This window comes from Streptomyces sp. NBC_00663, assembly GCF_036226885.1.
Lineage (GTDB): Bacteria > Actinomycetota > Actinomycetes > Streptomycetales > Streptomycetaceae > Streptomyces.
Window position 1 is genome coordinate 4,476,821 of sequence record NZ_CP109027.1, and the last position, 16,332, is coordinate 4,493,152.

Genomic DNA, 16,332 nt, shown 5'->3' on the forward strand with positions numbered 1-16,332 from the left:
CCGTCTGTGATCTATGACCGTCGAGAATGGAGAAACTCATCGGCCCACGTCTCCCCCTTTTTACGCGGCCCCCTACCCCGGCGTCACCAACCGCGCCTCGTACGCGAACACCGCCGCCTGCGTCCGGTCCCGCAGCCCCAGTTTCACCAGGACCCGGCTGACGTGCGTCTTGATCGTCGACTCCGCCACCACCAGCCTCCCCGCTATCTCCGCGTTCGACAGGCCCTGCGCGATGAGGACCAGGACCTCCGTCTCGCGTTCGGTGAGGTCGCCGTAGGCCGCGTGGGCGGAGGGCATCAGACGGGGGGCGTCGGAGAGTTTCGAGAACTCCGTGATCAGGCGTTTGGTCACGGAGGGCGCCAGCAGGGCCTCCCCCGAGGCCACCACCCGGACCCCGTCGGCCAGTTGGCGGGCCGAGGCGTCCTTCAGGAGGAAGCCCGAGGCTCCTGCCTTCAGGGCTTGGTACACGTACTCGTCGAGGTCGAAGGTGGTCAGGACGAGGACCTTCGCCGTGCCGTCCGCCGCCACGATCTCGCGCGTCGCCTCGATGCCGTTCAGCTCCGGCATCCGGATGTCCATCAGGACCACGTCCGGGCTCAGCTCACGGACCTTCGCCACCGCCTCACGGCCGTTGACCGCCTCGCCGACGACCTCGATGTCCGGCATCGCGTTGAGGAGCACCGAGAAGCCCTCGCGCACCATCATCTGGTCGTCCGCGATCATCACGCGGATCGTCATGCGTCACCCTCGCTCGCACGCGGCACCGGCAGATACACCGCCACCTCGTAGCCTCCCTCGTCCGTCGCGCCCGCCGTCATCTCGCCGTCCAGCATCGAGACCCGCTCCCGCATCCCCGTGACCCCATGGCCGGCGCCGGGCGACGGCTTCAGCAGGGCCCCCGCCGGTGCCGGGCCGTTGACTATCCGCAGGCCCAGGCCGCCCAGGACGTAACCGATCTCCACCTGCGCGGTGGCGCCCGGCGCGTGGCGCAGGGTGTTGCTCAGCGCCTCCTGGACTATGCGGTACGCCGACAGCTCCACCCCCTGCGGCAGCTCACGCACCGCGCCCGTCACCGTCTTCTGCACGGACAGACCCGTGTCCCGCACATTGGCCAGCAGCCCGTCGAGGTCGGCGAGCGTGGGCTGCGGGGCGTCCGGGGCCTCGTAGTCCTCGGCGCGCACCACGCCCAGCACCCGGCGCAGTTCGGTGAGCGCCGCCACCGCGTTCTCACGGATCGTCGCGAAGGCGCGCTCCAGCTCCGGCGGCGGGTTCTCCACCCGGTAGGGGGCCGCCTCGGCCTGGATGGCGACGACCGACATGTGGTGCGCCACCACGTCGTGCAGCTCGCGGGCGATCGTCGAACGCTCCTCCAGCAAGGTGCGCTTGGAGCGCTCGTGCGCCGTGACGGTCTGCTGGGCGGTCACCTCCTGGCGGGCCTCGCGGCGGGTGTGCCAGACGGCGACGACGAGCAGGACCAGCGCGGAGAGGACCAGCATGGGGGCGGTGTCGTCGCTGTAGTAGTAGCTGGGCCCGAGGATCACGTCCGCCACGAAGCCGTAAGCCGCGGTGACGGCCCACATGTACGCCGCCGTACGCGGCTTGGTGCGTATCGCCACGACCGTCAGCACGGTGAGATGGCAGGCGAAGCTCGCGGGCAGCCAGGGATAGCCGTCCATGTAGCTGCCGAAGACCTGGCTGACCGGGGTGGCCGCCATCGACAGCCAGAATGCCGCGATCGGCCGGAGCATGGTCAGCAGGATCGGGAGCACGGCGAGCGGAACGAGCACCACGGCCGTATCGCTGCTGTCGACCGCGGCCATCAGCAGCGTGATCACGGCCGCCGCGGAGACCACGGCATGGGGTGTCCAGGTCGCGTACTCCCGCAGGGGGCCGGGCAGCCGCCGGGTCAGCGGGCCGTCGACCCGCATCCGGGGCAGCGGGCGGTAGGCGAAGGCGTCGTGGAACAGGTCCTGCCGGAGCCCGCGCAGGGCGTTCGCGGCGAGCCGGTACTCCGGGCTGCGCGGCTTGGCCCCGTCCGCCGCCGGCGGTGTCTGCATGTGGGTCGTCTCGGTCACATACAGAACCGTAGGCCGAGGCCCGGGTCGCGGTCGTCACCAGTGAGAGGGGTCCTTCGGCATCCGTCTCAGGTACTACGGGTCCCGCCCGGGCCACGGGGCCACCGCCCTCGACGGCCCACCCGGTTCAATAGCCGGACGGCCGCACCAGCCCCGACTCGTAGGCGAACACCGCCGCCTGCGTGCGGTCCCGCAGCCCCAGTTTCACCAGGATGCGGCCCACATGCGTCTTCACCGTCTGCTCGGCCACCACCAGCCGCTGCGCGATCTCCGCGTTCGACAGACCCTGCGCGATCAGCGAGAGCACCTCCGTCTCCCGCTCGGTCAGATCACCGACCCGTTCCTTCAGCGGGGCCCGGGGGCGGTTGTCGAGGCGGGAGAACTCGGTGATCAGGCGCCGGGTGATGCCGGGCGCGAGCAGCGCGTCGCCGGCCGCCACCACCCGCACCGCCTCGGCGAGCTGGTCGGCGGAGGCGTCCTTCAGCAGAAAGCCCGAGGCGCCCGCACGCAGCGCCTCGTACACGTACTCGTCGAGATCGAAGGTCGTCAGCACCAGCACTCTGATCTGCGGTGTCGCCTCGGTGATACGGCGGGTGGCCTCGATCCCGCCGAGCTCCGGCATCCGGATGTCCATCAGCACGACGTCCGGGGCCAGCTCGGCGACCCTCGCCACCGCGTCCAGACCGTCGACCGCCTGCCCCACCACGTCGATGTCCGGCTGGGTGTTGAGCAGCACGGTGAAGCCCTGCCGGACCATCTGCTGGTCGTCGGCGATCAGTACACGGATGGGGCCGCTGGGGCTGCTCGTCATACGGAGCCGTCCTTGGAGTCGGGGGCGGTGTCGGAGGGAGTGGAAGCGGAGCCCGAGGAGGCGGGGGCCCCGGCCCACGGAGGTGACGTCGGCAGGTACGCGGCCACCTCGAAGCCGCCGTCGGGCGCCGGTCCGGCGCGCAGGGTGCCGCCGAGCATCGCCGCCCGCTCCCGCATGCCGAGCAGACCGTGCCCGGCGCCGTGGGAGAGCGGGGCCGGGCGGGTGGGCGGCGAGTTGGTGACCCGCACGTCCACGCCGTGCCGGTGGTGGACGAGCCGGACCGTGGCCGTCGCGCCGGGCGCGTGGCGCAGGACATTGCTCAGCGCCTCCTGCACGATCCGGTACGCCGACAACTCCACGCCCGGTGGCCGCGGCAGCCGCTCGCCCGCCACATCGACCCGGACGGTCAGTCCGGCCGCCCGGGTGTTCTCCACCAGTGCGTCGAGCCGGTCGAGAGTGGGCTGCGGAGTGTGCGGGGCGGCGCCGGTACCGGTGCCGGTGCCGCCGCCAGGGCCGTCGGCCGGGTCCGCGGTGTCGGCGTGTTCCGAACGCAACACCCCGAGCACGCGGCGCAGTTCGGTCAACGCCTCCAGCGCGTTCTCCCGGATGCCCTCCAGGTTCTCCTTGAGCTCGTCGGACGGGTTCTCCACCAAGTGCGGGGCGACCTGGGCCTGTATGGAGATCACGGACATGTGGTGGGCCACCACGTCGTGCAGCTCGCGGGCGATACGGCTGCGCTCCTCCAACAGCGTGCGCCTGGCCCGCTCCTCGGCGGTGAGGGAGGTCTGCTCGACGAGCTGTGCCTTGGCCTCGCGACGGCCGCGCAGGGCCGCGCCGAGGAGCACGACGATCCCGGAGAGGACGACCGCGATCACACCGGTGGGCGTGTAGTCCGGGCCGCCCCACAGCCCTTGCAGGACGTAGGTGACGAGCGCGGTCAGCGCCAGCGCCTCCACGGCGGCCCGGGTGCGGACGCGCAGGGAGAGCAGCAGGAGCACGAGCAGGTGGGCGATGATCCCGGCCGCCGTCCAGGGCCAGGTGAAGCCCCCCGCCGGCCCGCCGAGCTTGCCGTGCACGGCCAGGGCTCCCACCACGGTGGCCACCATGGACAGCCACCACCCCGCGACCGGCCGCCACATCGCCAGCACCACCGCGCCGCCCTGGGCGAGCCCGATGAGGAACGCCCAGGAGGACCGCAGCGATCCTTGGTCCCCGAGCTGGGCGACGGCGCCGAGCGTGACGCCGAACGCGGCCAGGCACAGCAGCCCGTGCGGCAGCCAGCGCATCCAGACCGACGGCGGCAGCGGATCCACGCGGACCGTCCACAGGTCGTCGCGCAGTGCGCGCAGCCAGCGCAGCGCCCAGCCTCTGGCCATGTGCTGGATCCCCGTTTCCGTCACGCGCCCCACCCTAGACACGCTCCACCTCCCCGGACCTCGTCCTTTCGGCCGGCCGATGCCTCAGGACGACCCGTGAGGCCACGTCCCGGCGACCGCCCTGCTCGTAGCAGCGGAACGCCGTCCAGCAGACGGCGAGGGCCAGGGCGAACACCGGTAGCCAGGCCAGGCGGGCCGCCACCCAGCCGAGGCCGTCGGGGACGGTGTGCAGGCCCGGGAGGTGGCCGGCGAGGAGGCCCATGGCCGTGGTCGCCATCAGTGCCGTCTGATGCCAGAGGAAGACTGTCATCGCGGAGAGGTTCACCAGGGCGACCGCCGCCCAGACCAGAGGGCGGCGCATCGCCCCGCGCAGCCGGTCGCGCAGCAGCAGCGCCAGACCGCACTGGGCCAGGCCGAAGGTGACCGCGGCCAGCGTCGGCGGGTTCAGGTTGGACACCGCGGCGCCGGGGACGCCGACCATCGACGCCGGATAGCCGGCCCACGCGACGAGTGCCGCCGTCGCCACCGCACCGCCCGTCAGCAGGATCCAGCCCGCCCGCCGACGCTCCAGCTCACCGCGCGTCCAAGCCGAGCCCAGCGTGTACGGCACGAGCCAGCCCGCGGCCACGTTGACCCAGCCGAGCCAGTCCGGGCCGCCGAGGCCGAAGCGGATCAGGTCGACATGGAGGACGACGGCGAGCGGCCACAGCGGGCTCAGGCGGGTCAGCAGCGGGGTGGCCGCCGTCAGCGCGGCGAACACCATGAGGAACCACATGGGCGACAACGCCAGCTTGACCAGCGTGCGGACCGTGCCGAACTCCGCGCCCGTCAGGAGCAGTCCGGCCGCCGCCACCGTCCACAGGGTGAGGACGGCCGCGACCGGTTTGAACAGCCGGGACAGGCGCGCGGCCAGCCATGCGCCGTACGTCGTCCCGCGGGCCCGCGCGGAGGTGTAGCTCCGCGTCGCCACATGACCGCCCACCAGGAAGAACACGGCGAGGGTCTGGAACGCCCAGGAGATCGGGGCCAGCCACGGCATGTGCTGCAACGGGCTCGCGGTGTGCAGAGCACCGCCGTCCGCCACGAGGGCGGTCACCAGCCAGTGGCCGAGGACCACGCCGAGGGTGGCGAAGGCCCGCAGGGCGTCCACGGCCCTGTCCCGGTCGGCGGGCGTCGCCGCGTCCAGGCGGGCGGCGCCCTCACGTATGCGCTCTCGGGCTGAACGCGGGGCCGAATGCGAGGTCGGATGCGGGGTCGGATGCGGGGTCGGTTCACGCATGGGTGACCTCCGAGGTCCTGCCCAGGACGATCCGGGCCAGGTTCGTCAGGGAGACCGAGCCGGGGTCGAAGTAGCCGCTGTGGCCGCCGTCGCCCGCCGCGAAGCGGCTCGCGCCGAAGGACGGGGACATGGGGTCGGTGCCGAAGCCGACGGTCGTACCGAACAGGTCCGTCTTGATGTGCGGTACCTCCGCCACCCAGTCGTCGGTGCCGCGGCCGGCCCAGACGCGGGCGCGGGTGTGCAGGGCCGTGGCGGTGTCCTCGCCGGTGCCGGGGCTGCCGAGCAGCACGAGGTCGGTCGCGTCCAGGTGGGATGCGGCGCGGGCGCAGACGACCGAGCCGTAGGAGTGGCAGAGGAGGGAGACGGTCGGGGTCGGGCCGACGATGCCTCGGAGTTGGCGTATGAACTGCCGTAGGTGCGGGGCAGCTTGGTCCGCCCTGCCGGTGGTGGTGACCGTCGTACTGATGGTGTCCGGCGTCTTGTAGCCGAGCCAGGCGATGACCGCTGTGCGGGGCTCTGTGTGGTTCAGCTCGCGTCGGAGGGCGGTCGCGTCGGCGCGGAAGCGGGCGTAGGTGTCGAGGGAGGTGTCGGAGCCGGGGACCAGGACGGCGATGTGGTCGGCGTGCGCCAAGTCGCCGAAGACCTCGGTGGCTTGGCCTTCGCCTCGGCCGTCGAAGTGGAGGAGGTCGCGGGTGGGGGTGGCCAGGGCCCGGTCGGCCGTGGCTCGGTGTGTGTCGCCGTGGGCGGCTGCCATGCGGGAGGCTTCGGCGGCGTTTTCTCTGTTCGCCGCGTAGGCCTTGTCCAGGGTGGCCGCAGTCAGGTGGGGCAGCGTGGCTGGGGCCGGAGCCGGTATCTCCGGGCGGGCTGCGGCGGAGAGGGGGAGTACTACCGCGGTGGTGATGAGGGTGGCGAGGGTGGCTCGGCGCCATGTGTGGGTGCGGCGGGGTGGGGGTTCGGGCTGGGGCGTTTCGCTTGCCCGCGCTGGCGGGGTGCCGCCTGCGCCCACCCGTGCCGCCCCAGCGGCACGACTGCCCGCAGGCTGCGCTGACATACGGTGGATCGAAAACCCCATGTCCGTCTCCCCCTCCCAGTCCGCCCGTCCATCGGGCCTGTCTGAGTGGGAAATTACGGATCCGGACGCCTCGTCCGCGTCCCGCCGGGGAGCTCACATCCGCCGTAGCTCTCAGGTATTACGGGTATGAAAGGGGCCCGCCCTCAAAGCCCCTCACCACACCCTCAACCGCCCCGCACCACGCCCCCCAACCGCTGCCGTCACCACACCCCAACCGCCCCTCACCAAGCCAACTGCGCAAGCTCCTCCACCACCACCGCACACGCGTCCGCCGCCGGATCGATCAGCGGGAAATGGCCCACGTCCTCCAGCAACGTCACCCCCACCACCTCCCCCGCCTTCGCCGCCGCGTCCGCGTACGCGTCGGCGACCGCCTGCGGCACCACGTCGTCCGTACGCCCCTGCACCAGCGTCGTCGCGATCCCCGTCGGCAGCAGCAACGCAGGGTCGGCGTACGACTGCCGGGACGCGAAGTGCTCCTCGCCGCCCAGGAGTTGCAGTGCCGCGCCCCCGCACACCCCCAGCTTCTCCGCCACCGCGAAGTCGGCGATGGGGGCCAGCGCCACCACACCCCGCAGTGGTGGGGGCCGGTCCACGCGCCAGCCGGAATCAGCCGGCAGCATGTGCCGGGCCGCGGCCCACAGCGCCAGGTGCCCGCCCGCCGAGTGCCCGGTGACCACCGTGCGGCGCGGGTCGGCCTGCGGAAGAGCCGCTCGTACCAGCGCCGGCAACGCGTCCATCGCCGCCGCCACGTCGTCGAAGGTGTCCGGCCAACGCCCGGCGACCGGCCCGCCGGACGCGTCCTGCCCCGGCAGCAGCGCCCCCCGCCGGTACTCCACGTTGGCCACGGCGAAGCCCCGCCGCGCCAGAAAGTCCGCGAACGGCGTGATGTGCCGTCGGTCGTACGGCGCCCGCCACGCACCCCCGTGCAGGACGACCACCAGCGGAGTGAGAGCACCCGCCGGGATCTCACCCTTCGGAGCGTAGAAGTCGATCACCTGGTCGGGGTGGTCGCCGTACGCGGAACTGACGTCGGGGTCGACGGGCGGGTGGGAGAACGCCGACTCCTCCTCGGCGGCGGCCCGGGCTGCTGCGGAGTCGTCGGGCATGCTCCAACCTCTCAGCGTTGAAACGCAATTGGATGAGAATTCGCGAGAAACTTCGACTGCTGGCGGGGACGGTATCAGGCCCGTGACGTGCGCGGACACAGGGATGTCACGCTCGGTGAGGGTTAAACGGTTCTGCTGTTTCGTTACGCTGGGCCCGTCGGAGCCCGCGTCGAAGCCCGTCTCGTACGACAGTCCCCCACAACCGTCCCCATGGAGGCCGATATGTCCGCCGAACCCGGCACCGTACGTCCCGGAGGGCGTACCGCCCGTGTCCGCGCGGCCGTGCTCCAGGCGGCCGGTGACGTCCTCGCCGAGCACGGTTTCGCGCATCTCGACCTGGCCGACGTGGCCCGCCGCGCCGAGGTCGGCAAGACCACCGTCTACCGGCGCTGGGGCTCGGTGACCGGTCTGGTCGCCGACCTCCTCGCCGACATGGCCGAGCAGTCGCTGCCGCGCGAGGAGACCGGCACCGTGCTGGGCGACCTCCGCGCCAACGCCCGCCTCGTGCAGCGCACCCTCGCCGATCCCCGCCAAGGCGCCCTGTTCCGCGCGGTGATCGCCGCGGCCACCTGCGACGAACGCACGGCGGACGCCCTGCGACGGTTCTACGACATCCGGGTCGCCGAGTGGGCCCCCTGCGTCCAACAGGGCGTCGAACGCGGGGAGTTGCCACGGGGGACGGACGCCGAGGAGGTCGTACGAGCCGTGTCGGCACCGCTCTACTACGCCCTGCTCACCACCGGAACGCCCCCGACCCCCGCCGCCGCGGACCGTGCGGCACAGGCCGCCCACGCGGCCGCGACAGCCGGGGCCTACACACAGGGCTAACCCCCCAGCACCGCCCCCAACACCCGAGCAGCCCGCTCCACATCCGCGAACCCGACGTACAACGGCGTGAATCCGAACCGCAGCACGTCCGGGTGCCGGAAGTCGCCGACCACGCCCCGCGCGATCAGCTCCTTCATGACCTCCCCGGCGTCGTCGCACCGCAACGCGACCTGGCTGCCGCGCTCCGCGTGGGCCACCGGCGTCACCGACTCCACGCGTCCCGCGGGCACGTACGCGGCCACGCACTCCAGGAAGAAGTCGGTCAGGGCAAGGGACTTGGCCCGTACCGCCTCGATGGAGACACCGTCCCAGACCTCAAGTGCCGCCTCCAGGGCCAGCATCGACAGGATGTCCGGCGTACCGACGCGACCGCGCACGGCACCCGCCGCCGGTGCGTACGCGGGCCGCATGCCGAAGGGCTCCGCGTGCGAGTTCCAGCCGGGCAGCGGGGAGTCGAAACGGTCCTGAAGGCCGGACCGCACATACAGGTACGCCGGTGAACCCGGGCCGCCGTTCAGGTACTTGTAGGTGCAGCCGACCGCCAGGTCGACCCCGTGCTCGTCCAGCCCGACCGGCAGCGCGCCCGCGCTGTGGCACAGGTCCCAGACCGCCACCGCGCCCGCCGCGTGCACGGCGGCGGTCAGCGACGGCAGATCGTGCAGCCGGCCCGTGCGGTAGTCGACGTGGTTCAGCAGCACGGCCGCCGTGCGGTCGCCCAGTACTCCGGGCACCTCCGCCGGTGTCACCGGGATCAGCGTGCACCCGGTCATCCGCGCCGCCGACTCGGCGATGTACCCGTCCGTGGGGAAGGTCGTCGCGTCGACGACGATCTCGTCCCGGCCCGCGGAAGGCCCGCCGGTCATTCGTACCGCGCCCACAACTGCCTTGAAGACATTGACACTTGTCGAGTCGCCGACCACGATCTGCCCGGCCGCCGCGCCCACCAGCGGAGCGATCCGGTCGCCGATCCGCTCGGGCGCCGTCCACCAGCCGCTCTCGTCCCAGGACCGGATCCGCAGCTCGCCCCACTGGCGTCGTACGACATCCTCCACGCGCCCCGGGACGGCGGCCGGGAGCGCGCCGAGCGAGTTGCCGTCCAGGTAGACGACCTCGTCGAGCACGAACTTCCCGCGCACACCCGCCAGTTCGTCACCGGCGTCCAGTTTCCCGGCCCTCGTCGCGAACTCAGACATGCGACCGCGCCGTCCACAGCTCGGGGAACACGTTCTTCTGCGCCCGCTTCTCCAGCCACGCCACCCCGGCGGAGCCGCCCGTGCCCGCCTTGGCGCCCATCGCACGCCGGGTGGCCACCAGATGGTCGTTGCGCCAGCGCCACACCAGCTCGGCGACGTCCGTCAACGCCTCGCCCAACCGGGCGAGTTCAGCGCTGCCGTCCCCGGAGTAGAGGGCGGTCCAGACGGCCTCCACCTCCGCCGACGGCTCGTACCGCAGCGACACGTCACGCTCCAGCACGGCGGCCGGGATCGCGTGCCCGCGGCGCGCCAGCAGCCGCAGCACCTCGTCGTACAGGCTCGGCTCGTGCAGCGCCTTCTCCAGCTCGGCGTGCACGCGCGGGGCGCCCCGGTGCGGCACGAGCATGGACGCCGACTTCTCGCCGAGCAGGAACTCCATCCGCCGGTACATCGCCGACTGGAAGCCGGATCCCTCGCCCAGAGCGGCCCGGTACGAGTTGAACTGGGCCGGGGTGAGCTGGCCGAGCGGCCGCCAGGAGGCGTTCAGCGCCTCCAGTTCCCGTACGGAACGCTTCAGCGCGTCGACCGCGACGGGCACGTCGTCGGAGCGCAGCGCCCGGGCCGCGGTCTCCCACTCATGGACGATGACCGTGAACCACAGCTCCATCACCTGGGTCGTGACCAGGAAGACCATCTCTCCGGGATCGTCGGAGAGGGTGTGCTGGAGGTGGGTGAGCACGTCCGCCTTGACGTAGTCCTCGTACGGCGTCGTGCCTTCGAAGTCGAGATGCGGGGTCTCGGGCTCCTGCGTTTCGTGAGCCTCGTGGGACATCGCTGTCTCCTGTTGTGTACTCCGGGTAGCGGTCCGCCCCTGCCGTTACCGACACGGGGGCCCCGGTCCCCACCCGAATCCTCAGCCGTCACCCCCGAGGTGCGCAAGGCCCGACTGGATCACAGCCGGGCCCGCACCGGACAGAAGGCCTAGCCCAGCGTCTGTGCCGCCGTCGGCGAGGAGTCCTTCAGGAACTGCGAGCAGCGCTCGTACTCCTCCTGCTCACCGATCGACCCGGCGGCGCGGGCGAGGGCGTGCAGGGCGCGCAGGAAGCCGCGGTTGGGCTCGTGCTCCCAGGGGACCGGGCCGTGGCCCTTCCAGCCGCTGCGGCGCAGCGCGTCCAGGCCGCGGTGGTAGCCCGTACGGGCGTAGGCGTACGACTCCACGACGCTGCCCCGCTCGAAGGCCTCGTCGGCCAGCTGGGCCCAGGCCAGCGAGGAGGTGGGGTACTTCGCGGCGACGTCCGCGGGGGCCGTGCCGTTGGCCAGGAGCTCGCGGGGCTCCGGGTCGTCGGGGAGGTGGGTCGGGGGCGGGCCCCCGAGGAGGTTCTCGTGAATCGACATGAGGACAGTCTCTCTCGCCGGTTGTCTGCGGGCGCATTGTGGCTGGTCGCGCTCACGCGGCGGAGCCGCATATCGACGCAGCCCCGCGCCCCTGAAAGCCAAAAGCCCTCAGCCCAGCCGCCCCTTGGACCGCTCGCCTTCCAAGGGAGGCGCGGTGATCGAACCGTGTGTGATGCACTCCGGCCTTCTGCAATCCGGCGGCAGTGCCCGCACCGTCGTGAAGGCGACCGCCGCTCCCACGATCAGCACCCCCGCGCAGACCACCATCGCCCGCCCGAACGCGTCGTCGAAGGCGGCCGGTGTGCGGTACGCCTCCTCGCCCATCCCGGCGATCAGCGGGAGCGCGGCGACCGCGATGAGGCCGGCCGCGCGGGCCGCCGCGTTGTTGATGCCGCTGGCCAGGCCCGCCCGGGCCACGTCCACGGAGGCGAGGACGGTCGCGGTGAGCGGGGCGACCAGGGTGACCATGCCGAGGCCGAGTACCAGCAGGGCGGGCAGGACGTCGGCGAAGTAGTTCGCGTCCGGCCCGACCCTCAGCATCAGCAGCATCCCGAGCGCGCACAGCAGGGGCCCGACCGTGAGCGGGATGCGCGGGCCGATGCGGGCCGCCAGCTCGCCGGACCGGGCGGAGAACAGCAGCATCAACGCGGTCGTCGGCAGCAGGGCCGTACCGGCGCCGAGGGCCGAGTAACCGGCGACGACCTGGAGCTGGAGCGCGGCCAGGAAGAAGAAGCCGCCGAAGGCCGCGTAGACGCAGAGGGTGACCAGGTTGACGGCGGTGAACTGTCTCGACGCGAAGATCCCGAGCGGCATCATCGGGTCGGGACGCCGCTTCTCGACGTACACGAAGGCGACTCCGGCGAGCACGCCGAGCACCGCCGTGATCCAGTCCTCCTCGATCAGCGCGTACGTCACCAGCGCCAGCGCGAGCGCGCCCAGCAGGGCGCCCAGGACGTCGAAGCCGGTGTGCTTGCGGCCGTCGCCGGACTCGGGGACGTGCCGTACGGCGATCGGGGCGCACAGCAGCGCGACCGGGACGTTCAGCAGGAACACCCAGCGCCAGCCGGGCCCGTCCACCAGCCAGCCGCCCAGGAACGGCCCCACGGCCGCCCCGATGCCGCCGAAGCCGGACCACAGGCCGACCGCCCGCCCCCGGTCGTCGGGGTGGAAGGAGGCCTGGATGAGGGCCAGGGACCCGGGCGTGAGGAGCGCGCCGCCCACGCCTTGCAGCGCCCGCGCCCCGATGAGCACGCCGGCGTTCGGGGCGAGCCCGCACAGCAGGGAGGCCGCGGCGAACCACACCACACCTACGACGAAGATCTTCCGCCGCCCGTACCGGTCCCCCAGCGAGCCGCCGAGCAGGATCAGCCCGGCCAGCGTCAGCATGTACGCGTTGATCGTCCACTGGAGCGCGGCGAGGTCGGCGTCGAGATCCCGGCCGATCCGGGGAAGCGCCACGTTGACGACGGTCGAGTCCAGCATCGCCATGCTGGAGCCGAGCACGGTGGTGAGCAGGATCCACTTGCCCTGCGGTGAGGCCAGCCGGACATCGGGCATGACCCCAGTAAACAGCCCGCCCCGGCCAAACAGTGAGCCCGGCGCCGAAGCACCGGGCCCACCAGGTACTACGGGGGTTACTTGATCTTCGTACCCGTCGAACGCAGGTCGGCACAGGCCTGCGTCACGCGCGCGGCCATGCTGCCCTCGGCGAGCTTGCCCCAGGTGCGCGGGTCGTAGGTCTTCTTGTTGCCGACCTCGCCGTCGATCTTCAGGACGCCGTCGTAGTTCTGGAACATGTGGGCCGCCACCGGACGCGTGAACGCGTACTGGGTGTCGGTGTCGATGTTCATCTTGACGACGCCGTTGTCCAGCGCGGTCGCGATCTCCTCGGCGGTGGAGCCGGAGCCGCCGTGGAAGACGAAGTCGAACGGGGAGGTCTTGCCGTACTTGGCACCGACACCCTCGTTGAGGTCCTTCAGCAGCTCGGGGCGGAGGACGACGTTGCCCGGCTTGTAGACGCCGTGCACGTTGCCGAAGGACGCGGCCAGCAGGTAGCGGCCCTTCTCACCGAGGCCGAGGGCCTCGGCCGTGCGGATGGCGTCGTCAACCGTGGTGTAGAGGGAGTCGTTGATCTCGTGCGAGACACCGTCCTCCTCGCCGCCGGTCGGGGTGATCTCGACCTCAAGGATGATCTTCGCGGCGGCGGCGCGGGCCAGCAGCTCCTGCGCGATCGCCAGGTTGTCGGCGAGGGTCTCGGCCGAGCCGTCCCACATGTGCGACTGGAAGAGCGGGTTCTCGCCGCGGGCGACGCGCTCCTCGGAGACCGCGATCAGAGGACGTACGTACCCGTCGAGCTTGTCCTTGGGGCAGTGGTCCGTGTGCAGCGCGACGGTGATGTCGTACTTCTTGGCGACGATGTGCGCGAACTCGGCCAGGGCGACGGCGCCGGTGACCATGTCCTTGTTGTGCTGACCGCCCAGGAACTCGGCGCCACCGGTCGAGATCTGGATGATGCCGTCACTCTCGGCCTCGGCGAAGCCGCGCAGTGCCGCGTGCAGGGTCTGCGTCGAGGTGACGTTGATGGCCGGGTAGGCGAACTTGCCTGCCTTCGCCCGGTCGAGCATCTCGTTGTAGACCTCGGGGGTTGCGATGGGCATCTGTCCGCTCCTTGGAGTGTGCGGGTTGGCGTACTACGTGCTTACGGCCCTGACCTAGACCTTGGTGTGGGGGTTGCGACGTCGTCGTCGGGCCCCATCTTTCCAGACGAACCGGGATGCTCCGAGCGGCTGGAAGCCCTGGTTGTCAGGCCTCTTCAGTCCAGGCCCAACTCGTCCTTGGAGAAGGCGAAGCGGTACGGCACCCCGGCACCCTGTTCGATCTTCTCGGCGGCGCCGGTGGCCCGGTCGACGATCGTGGCGACGGCGACGACCTCGGCCCCCGCCTCCCGCACGGCCTCCACGGCGGTCAGCGGAGACCCGCCGGTGGTGGAGGTGTCCTCCACGACGATGACGCGTCGGCCCGCGATGTCCGGGCCCTCGACGCGCCGCTGCATACCGTGCGCCTTGGCGGCCTTGCGGACGACGAAGGCGTCGAGCCGCTGCCCCCGCGCGGCGGCGGCGTGCAGCATCGCGGCGGCGACCGGGTCGGCGCCCATCGTCAGCCCGCCGACCGCGTCGAACTCCAGGTCGGCGGTCAGGTCGAGCAGCACCTGCCCGACCAGCGGGGCCGCCTCCCCGTCCAGGGTGACGCGTCGCAGGTCGACGTAGTAGTCCGCCTCCAGACCCGACGACAGGGTCACCTTGCCGTGCACCACGGCCTTGTCCTTGATCTGTTGCAGCAGCGCGCCGCGTACGTCCGTCATGCCGCCCAGCTTAGAGGCGCCGCCAGCTCCAGACGGTCGAGGCTTCCAGCGGCTCCAGGGGCGTGACCAGGCGAGGGAGGGTGTTCAGCCCGTTGGGCGGCCCGGTCTGCGGCTCCACGCACACGGCCTCGGCCTGCTCGTCGTAGACCACGACCCACTCCTCGCGGGAGGCGACCTTCAGCTCCAGCTGCCCCGGCCAGGTCAGTGTCACATCGACACCGCCGGGCATGCCGAAGCAGTCGTCCCAGGGCCCGGGCCGCGGATCGACGCGCCGCCCGGTGGGCAGATGGTCGTCCCCGCGCTCCTCCTGCCATCCGGCCTCGAAGGCCACCCGCACGTCCTCGCCGCCGAGGCTGCGGTGGAACCACGGGTGCCAGCCGATCTGGGCCGGGAAGGAGGTGTCGTACGTCTCCACGGACATGGTCAGCGTGACGGAGTCGGGCGTCAGGGCGACGGCCTGGGTGACGCGGCCGGAATAGGGCCACGGCTCGACCAGGTCGTACGTGATGACGGCCTCGTCGGCCGAGGTGCGCGCGACGCGCCAGGCGCCGTCGCGGGTGGTGCCGTGGATGGCGTGCGGCGGGGAGTTCAGCGGCAGCTGGTGCAGGGTGGCACCGTTGCGGAACTGTCCGTCCCTGATCCGCCCGCACCAGGGCACCATCGGGAAGCAGCCGAATCGGTCGCCCTGCCGCAGCAGTTCGACCCCGTCGACGCGCAGCCCGCCGATCCGTCCGCCGTTGTCCGGCAGTACGGTCACCTCCGCGTCACCCGCGGTCAGCGTGATGGGTTCGTTACTCACGGGACGACCCTACTGGGGCGATCAAGAGGGCGATCGCGCCACCACCCCGGCGGCCCGTCAGCGCCGCTTGCGCAGCACCCGCCCCACCACGATCGCCGACGCCAGCACCACCGCCGCGGCGGGCGCGGCCCATCGCAGCGCCGGGTTCGGGGCGATGGTCTGCGGCGCGGGGACGGGCGCGTACCGGCCACGCGGCGGCGCGTGATCGACCTCCTCCGCACTCCGCCCGATCATCGTCCGCCGGGCGTGCGCGGCTTCGGCGGGGAGGTCGCGGGGGGCGGTGAAGTCCTGGTCGGGGGTGGGGACTTCGGAGGGGGTGGGAACTTCGGAGGGGGCGGGGGGCTCAGGCTCTTCCGAGGTTTCCGCCGCTTCCGAGGTTTCCGGCACTTCCGAGGCTTCCGACGCCTCGGGGGCTTCGGGACGCTCGGGGGCTTCGGGACGCTCGGGGGCTTCCGGTGATTCGGGCGCCACGGGAGCCTCGGGCACTTCAGTCGCCTCAGCGACTTCAGGGACCTCAGCGGCGGCCTCGGGCGCCCGTCCCTGTGCCGCGTTCCCCAGGTTCTCCGCGAAACGGTTCAGCAACCGCCCCACAGCCGAGGTCACCGCGTCCCCCGGCAGCTCCGCGATCCGCCCGTCCGCCGAGGCGGTCCCCGTGAAGGTGAGGGTCGAGCCCTTCTCGGCGCCGGCGAGCCGCAGCACCAGCGCGAGCTTCACCGCACCGGTGCCACGCGCCTCGACCGCGTCGCCTTCGAGGCCGTACGTCCCGTCGTCCCGTACGGAGATCCGGGCGGACCCCCGATAGGTGATGGTGTGACCCCCGACGCGTACTTTCAGCCGCCCGGTGACGGGCTCGGCGCCGGCGTCCTGTTGGAGCCCGGGAACGGCCCGGGCGACCCGTAGGGGATCGGCCAGCGCCTCCCTGAGCCGCTCGGCCGGAACCGGAACGAACACCTCATGCTCCATGGTCCGCGAGCCTACCCAGAGGACCGCCGAGTGCACCCCCGTTGGTCGAAAGTGACCGCGCGTCGGAGGAC

General features: G+C 72.0%; 16 protein-coding genes. 1 reads left to right on the forward strand and 15 read right to left on the reverse strand.

Annotated features, from left to right (window positions below; translation table 11 throughout):
- Positions 1-72 precede the first annotated feature (72 nt).
- The 7 genes from OG866_RS20380 to OG866_RS20410 all read right to left on the reverse strand — a co-directional run bounded on the left by OG866_RS20380 (position 73) and on the right by OG866_RS20410 (position 7,722).
- Positions 73-738, reverse strand: a complete 666-nt coding sequence (locus tag OG866_RS20380; RefSeq protein ID WP_329336641.1) for a response regulator transcription factor — start codon at positions 736-738, stop codon at positions 73-75.
- A complete protein-coding gene (locus OG866_RS20385; protein WP_443063545.1) occupies positions 735-2,075 on the reverse strand; it encodes a sensor histidine kinase in 1,341 nt (446 codons plus the stop codon). Before OG866_RS20385 ends, OG866_RS20380 begins: the two co-directional genes overlap by 4 nt.
- Before the next feature lie 127 nt (positions 2,076-2,202).
- Entirely contained in the window at positions 2,203-2,886 is a 684-nt protein-coding gene (locus OG866_RS20390; protein ID WP_329336642.1) for a response regulator transcription factor, read from the reverse strand.
- The gene (locus tag OG866_RS20395; protein WP_443063546.1) at positions 2,883-4,304 is read right to left on the reverse strand and encodes a sensor histidine kinase; all 1,422 of its coding nucleotides are present in this window, start codon (positions 4,302-4,304) and stop codon (positions 2,883-2,885) included. The genes OG866_RS20390 and OG866_RS20395 overlap by 4 nt, the downstream gene beginning before the upstream one ends.
- The gene (locus OG866_RS20400) at positions 4,297-5,541 is read right to left on the reverse strand and encodes an acyltransferase family protein (RefSeq protein WP_443063547.1); all 1,245 of its coding nucleotides are present in this window, start codon (positions 5,539-5,541) and stop codon (positions 4,297-4,299) included. Before OG866_RS20400 ends, OG866_RS20395 begins: the two co-directional genes overlap by 8 nt.
- Positions 5,534-6,592: an alpha/beta hydrolase gene (locus OG866_RS20405; RefSeq protein WP_443063548.1), complete on the reverse strand. Its 1,059-nt coding sequence runs from the start codon at positions 6,590-6,592 to the stop codon at positions 5,534-5,536. The genes OG866_RS20400 and OG866_RS20405 overlap by 8 nt, the downstream gene beginning before the upstream one ends.
- A 242-nt stretch (positions 6,593-6,834) precedes the next feature.
- Complete coding sequence (locus OG866_RS20410; RefSeq protein WP_329336643.1) at positions 6,835-7,722, reverse strand: alpha/beta hydrolase; 888 nt, start codon at positions 7,720-7,722, stop codon at positions 6,835-6,837.
- Between the two features lie 222 nt (positions 7,723-7,944).
- Between OG866_RS20410 and OG866_RS20415 the strand changes: the two genes are divergently transcribed.
- Positions 7,945-8,550 carry a TetR/AcrR family transcriptional regulator gene (locus tag OG866_RS20415; protein WP_329336645.1) on the forward strand — a complete coding sequence of 202 codons (606 nt, stop codon included), beginning with the start codon at positions 7,945-7,947 and terminating at the stop codon, positions 8,548-8,550.
- Here the strand turns inward: OG866_RS20415 and kynU are convergent.
- The 8 genes from kynU to OG866_RS20455 all read right to left on the reverse strand — a co-directional run bounded on the left by kynU (position 8,547) and on the right by OG866_RS20455 (position 16,261).
- Positions 8,547-9,743 (reverse strand): kynureninase, encoded by a 1,197-nt coding sequence (kynU, locus tag OG866_RS20420; RefSeq protein ID WP_329336647.1) that lies wholly within the window; start codon positions 9,741-9,743, stop codon positions 8,547-8,549. The genes OG866_RS20415 and kynU overlap by 4 nt on opposite strands.
- The gene (locus OG866_RS20425) at positions 9,736-10,575 is read right to left on the reverse strand and encodes a tryptophan 2,3-dioxygenase family protein (RefSeq protein ID WP_329336648.1); all 840 of its coding nucleotides are present in this window, start codon (positions 10,573-10,575) and stop codon (positions 9,736-9,738) included. The genes kynU and OG866_RS20425 overlap by 8 nt, the downstream gene beginning before the upstream one ends.
- 149 nt (positions 10,576-10,724) lie before the next feature.
- Entirely contained in the window at positions 10,725-11,138 is a 414-nt protein-coding gene (locus OG866_RS20430; protein ID WP_329336649.1) for a DUF3151 domain-containing protein, read from the reverse strand.
- A gap of 108 nt (positions 11,139-11,246) precedes the next feature.
- A complete protein-coding gene (locus OG866_RS20435; RefSeq protein ID WP_329336650.1) occupies positions 11,247-12,695 on the reverse strand; it encodes an MFS transporter in 1,449 nt (482 codons plus the stop codon).
- Positions 12,696-12,772: 77 nt separating this feature from the next.
- Positions 12,773-13,795: a class II fructose-bisphosphate aldolase gene (fbaA, locus tag OG866_RS20440; RefSeq protein WP_329336652.1), complete on the reverse strand. Its 1,023-nt coding sequence runs from the start codon at positions 13,793-13,795 to the stop codon at positions 12,773-12,775.
- Between the two features lie 155 nt (positions 13,796-13,950).
- A complete protein-coding gene (gene pyrE, locus OG866_RS20445) occupies positions 13,951-14,499 on the reverse strand; it encodes an orotate phosphoribosyltransferase (protein WP_329336653.1) in 549 nt (182 codons plus the stop codon).
- Between the two features lie 10 nt (positions 14,500-14,509).
- On the reverse strand, positions 14,510-15,298 hold the full coding sequence (locus tag OG866_RS20450; RefSeq protein ID WP_329336654.1) for an aldose epimerase family protein: 789 nt from the start codon (positions 15,296-15,298) through the stop codon (positions 14,510-14,512).
- A 57-nt stretch (positions 15,299-15,355) separates the two neighbouring features.
- Positions 15,356-16,261, reverse strand: coding sequence for an SRPBCC domain-containing protein (locus tag OG866_RS20455; protein WP_329336655.1), 906 nt, complete (start codon positions 16,259-16,261; stop codon positions 15,356-15,358).
- Between the last annotated feature and the right edge of the window lie 71 nt (positions 16,262-16,332).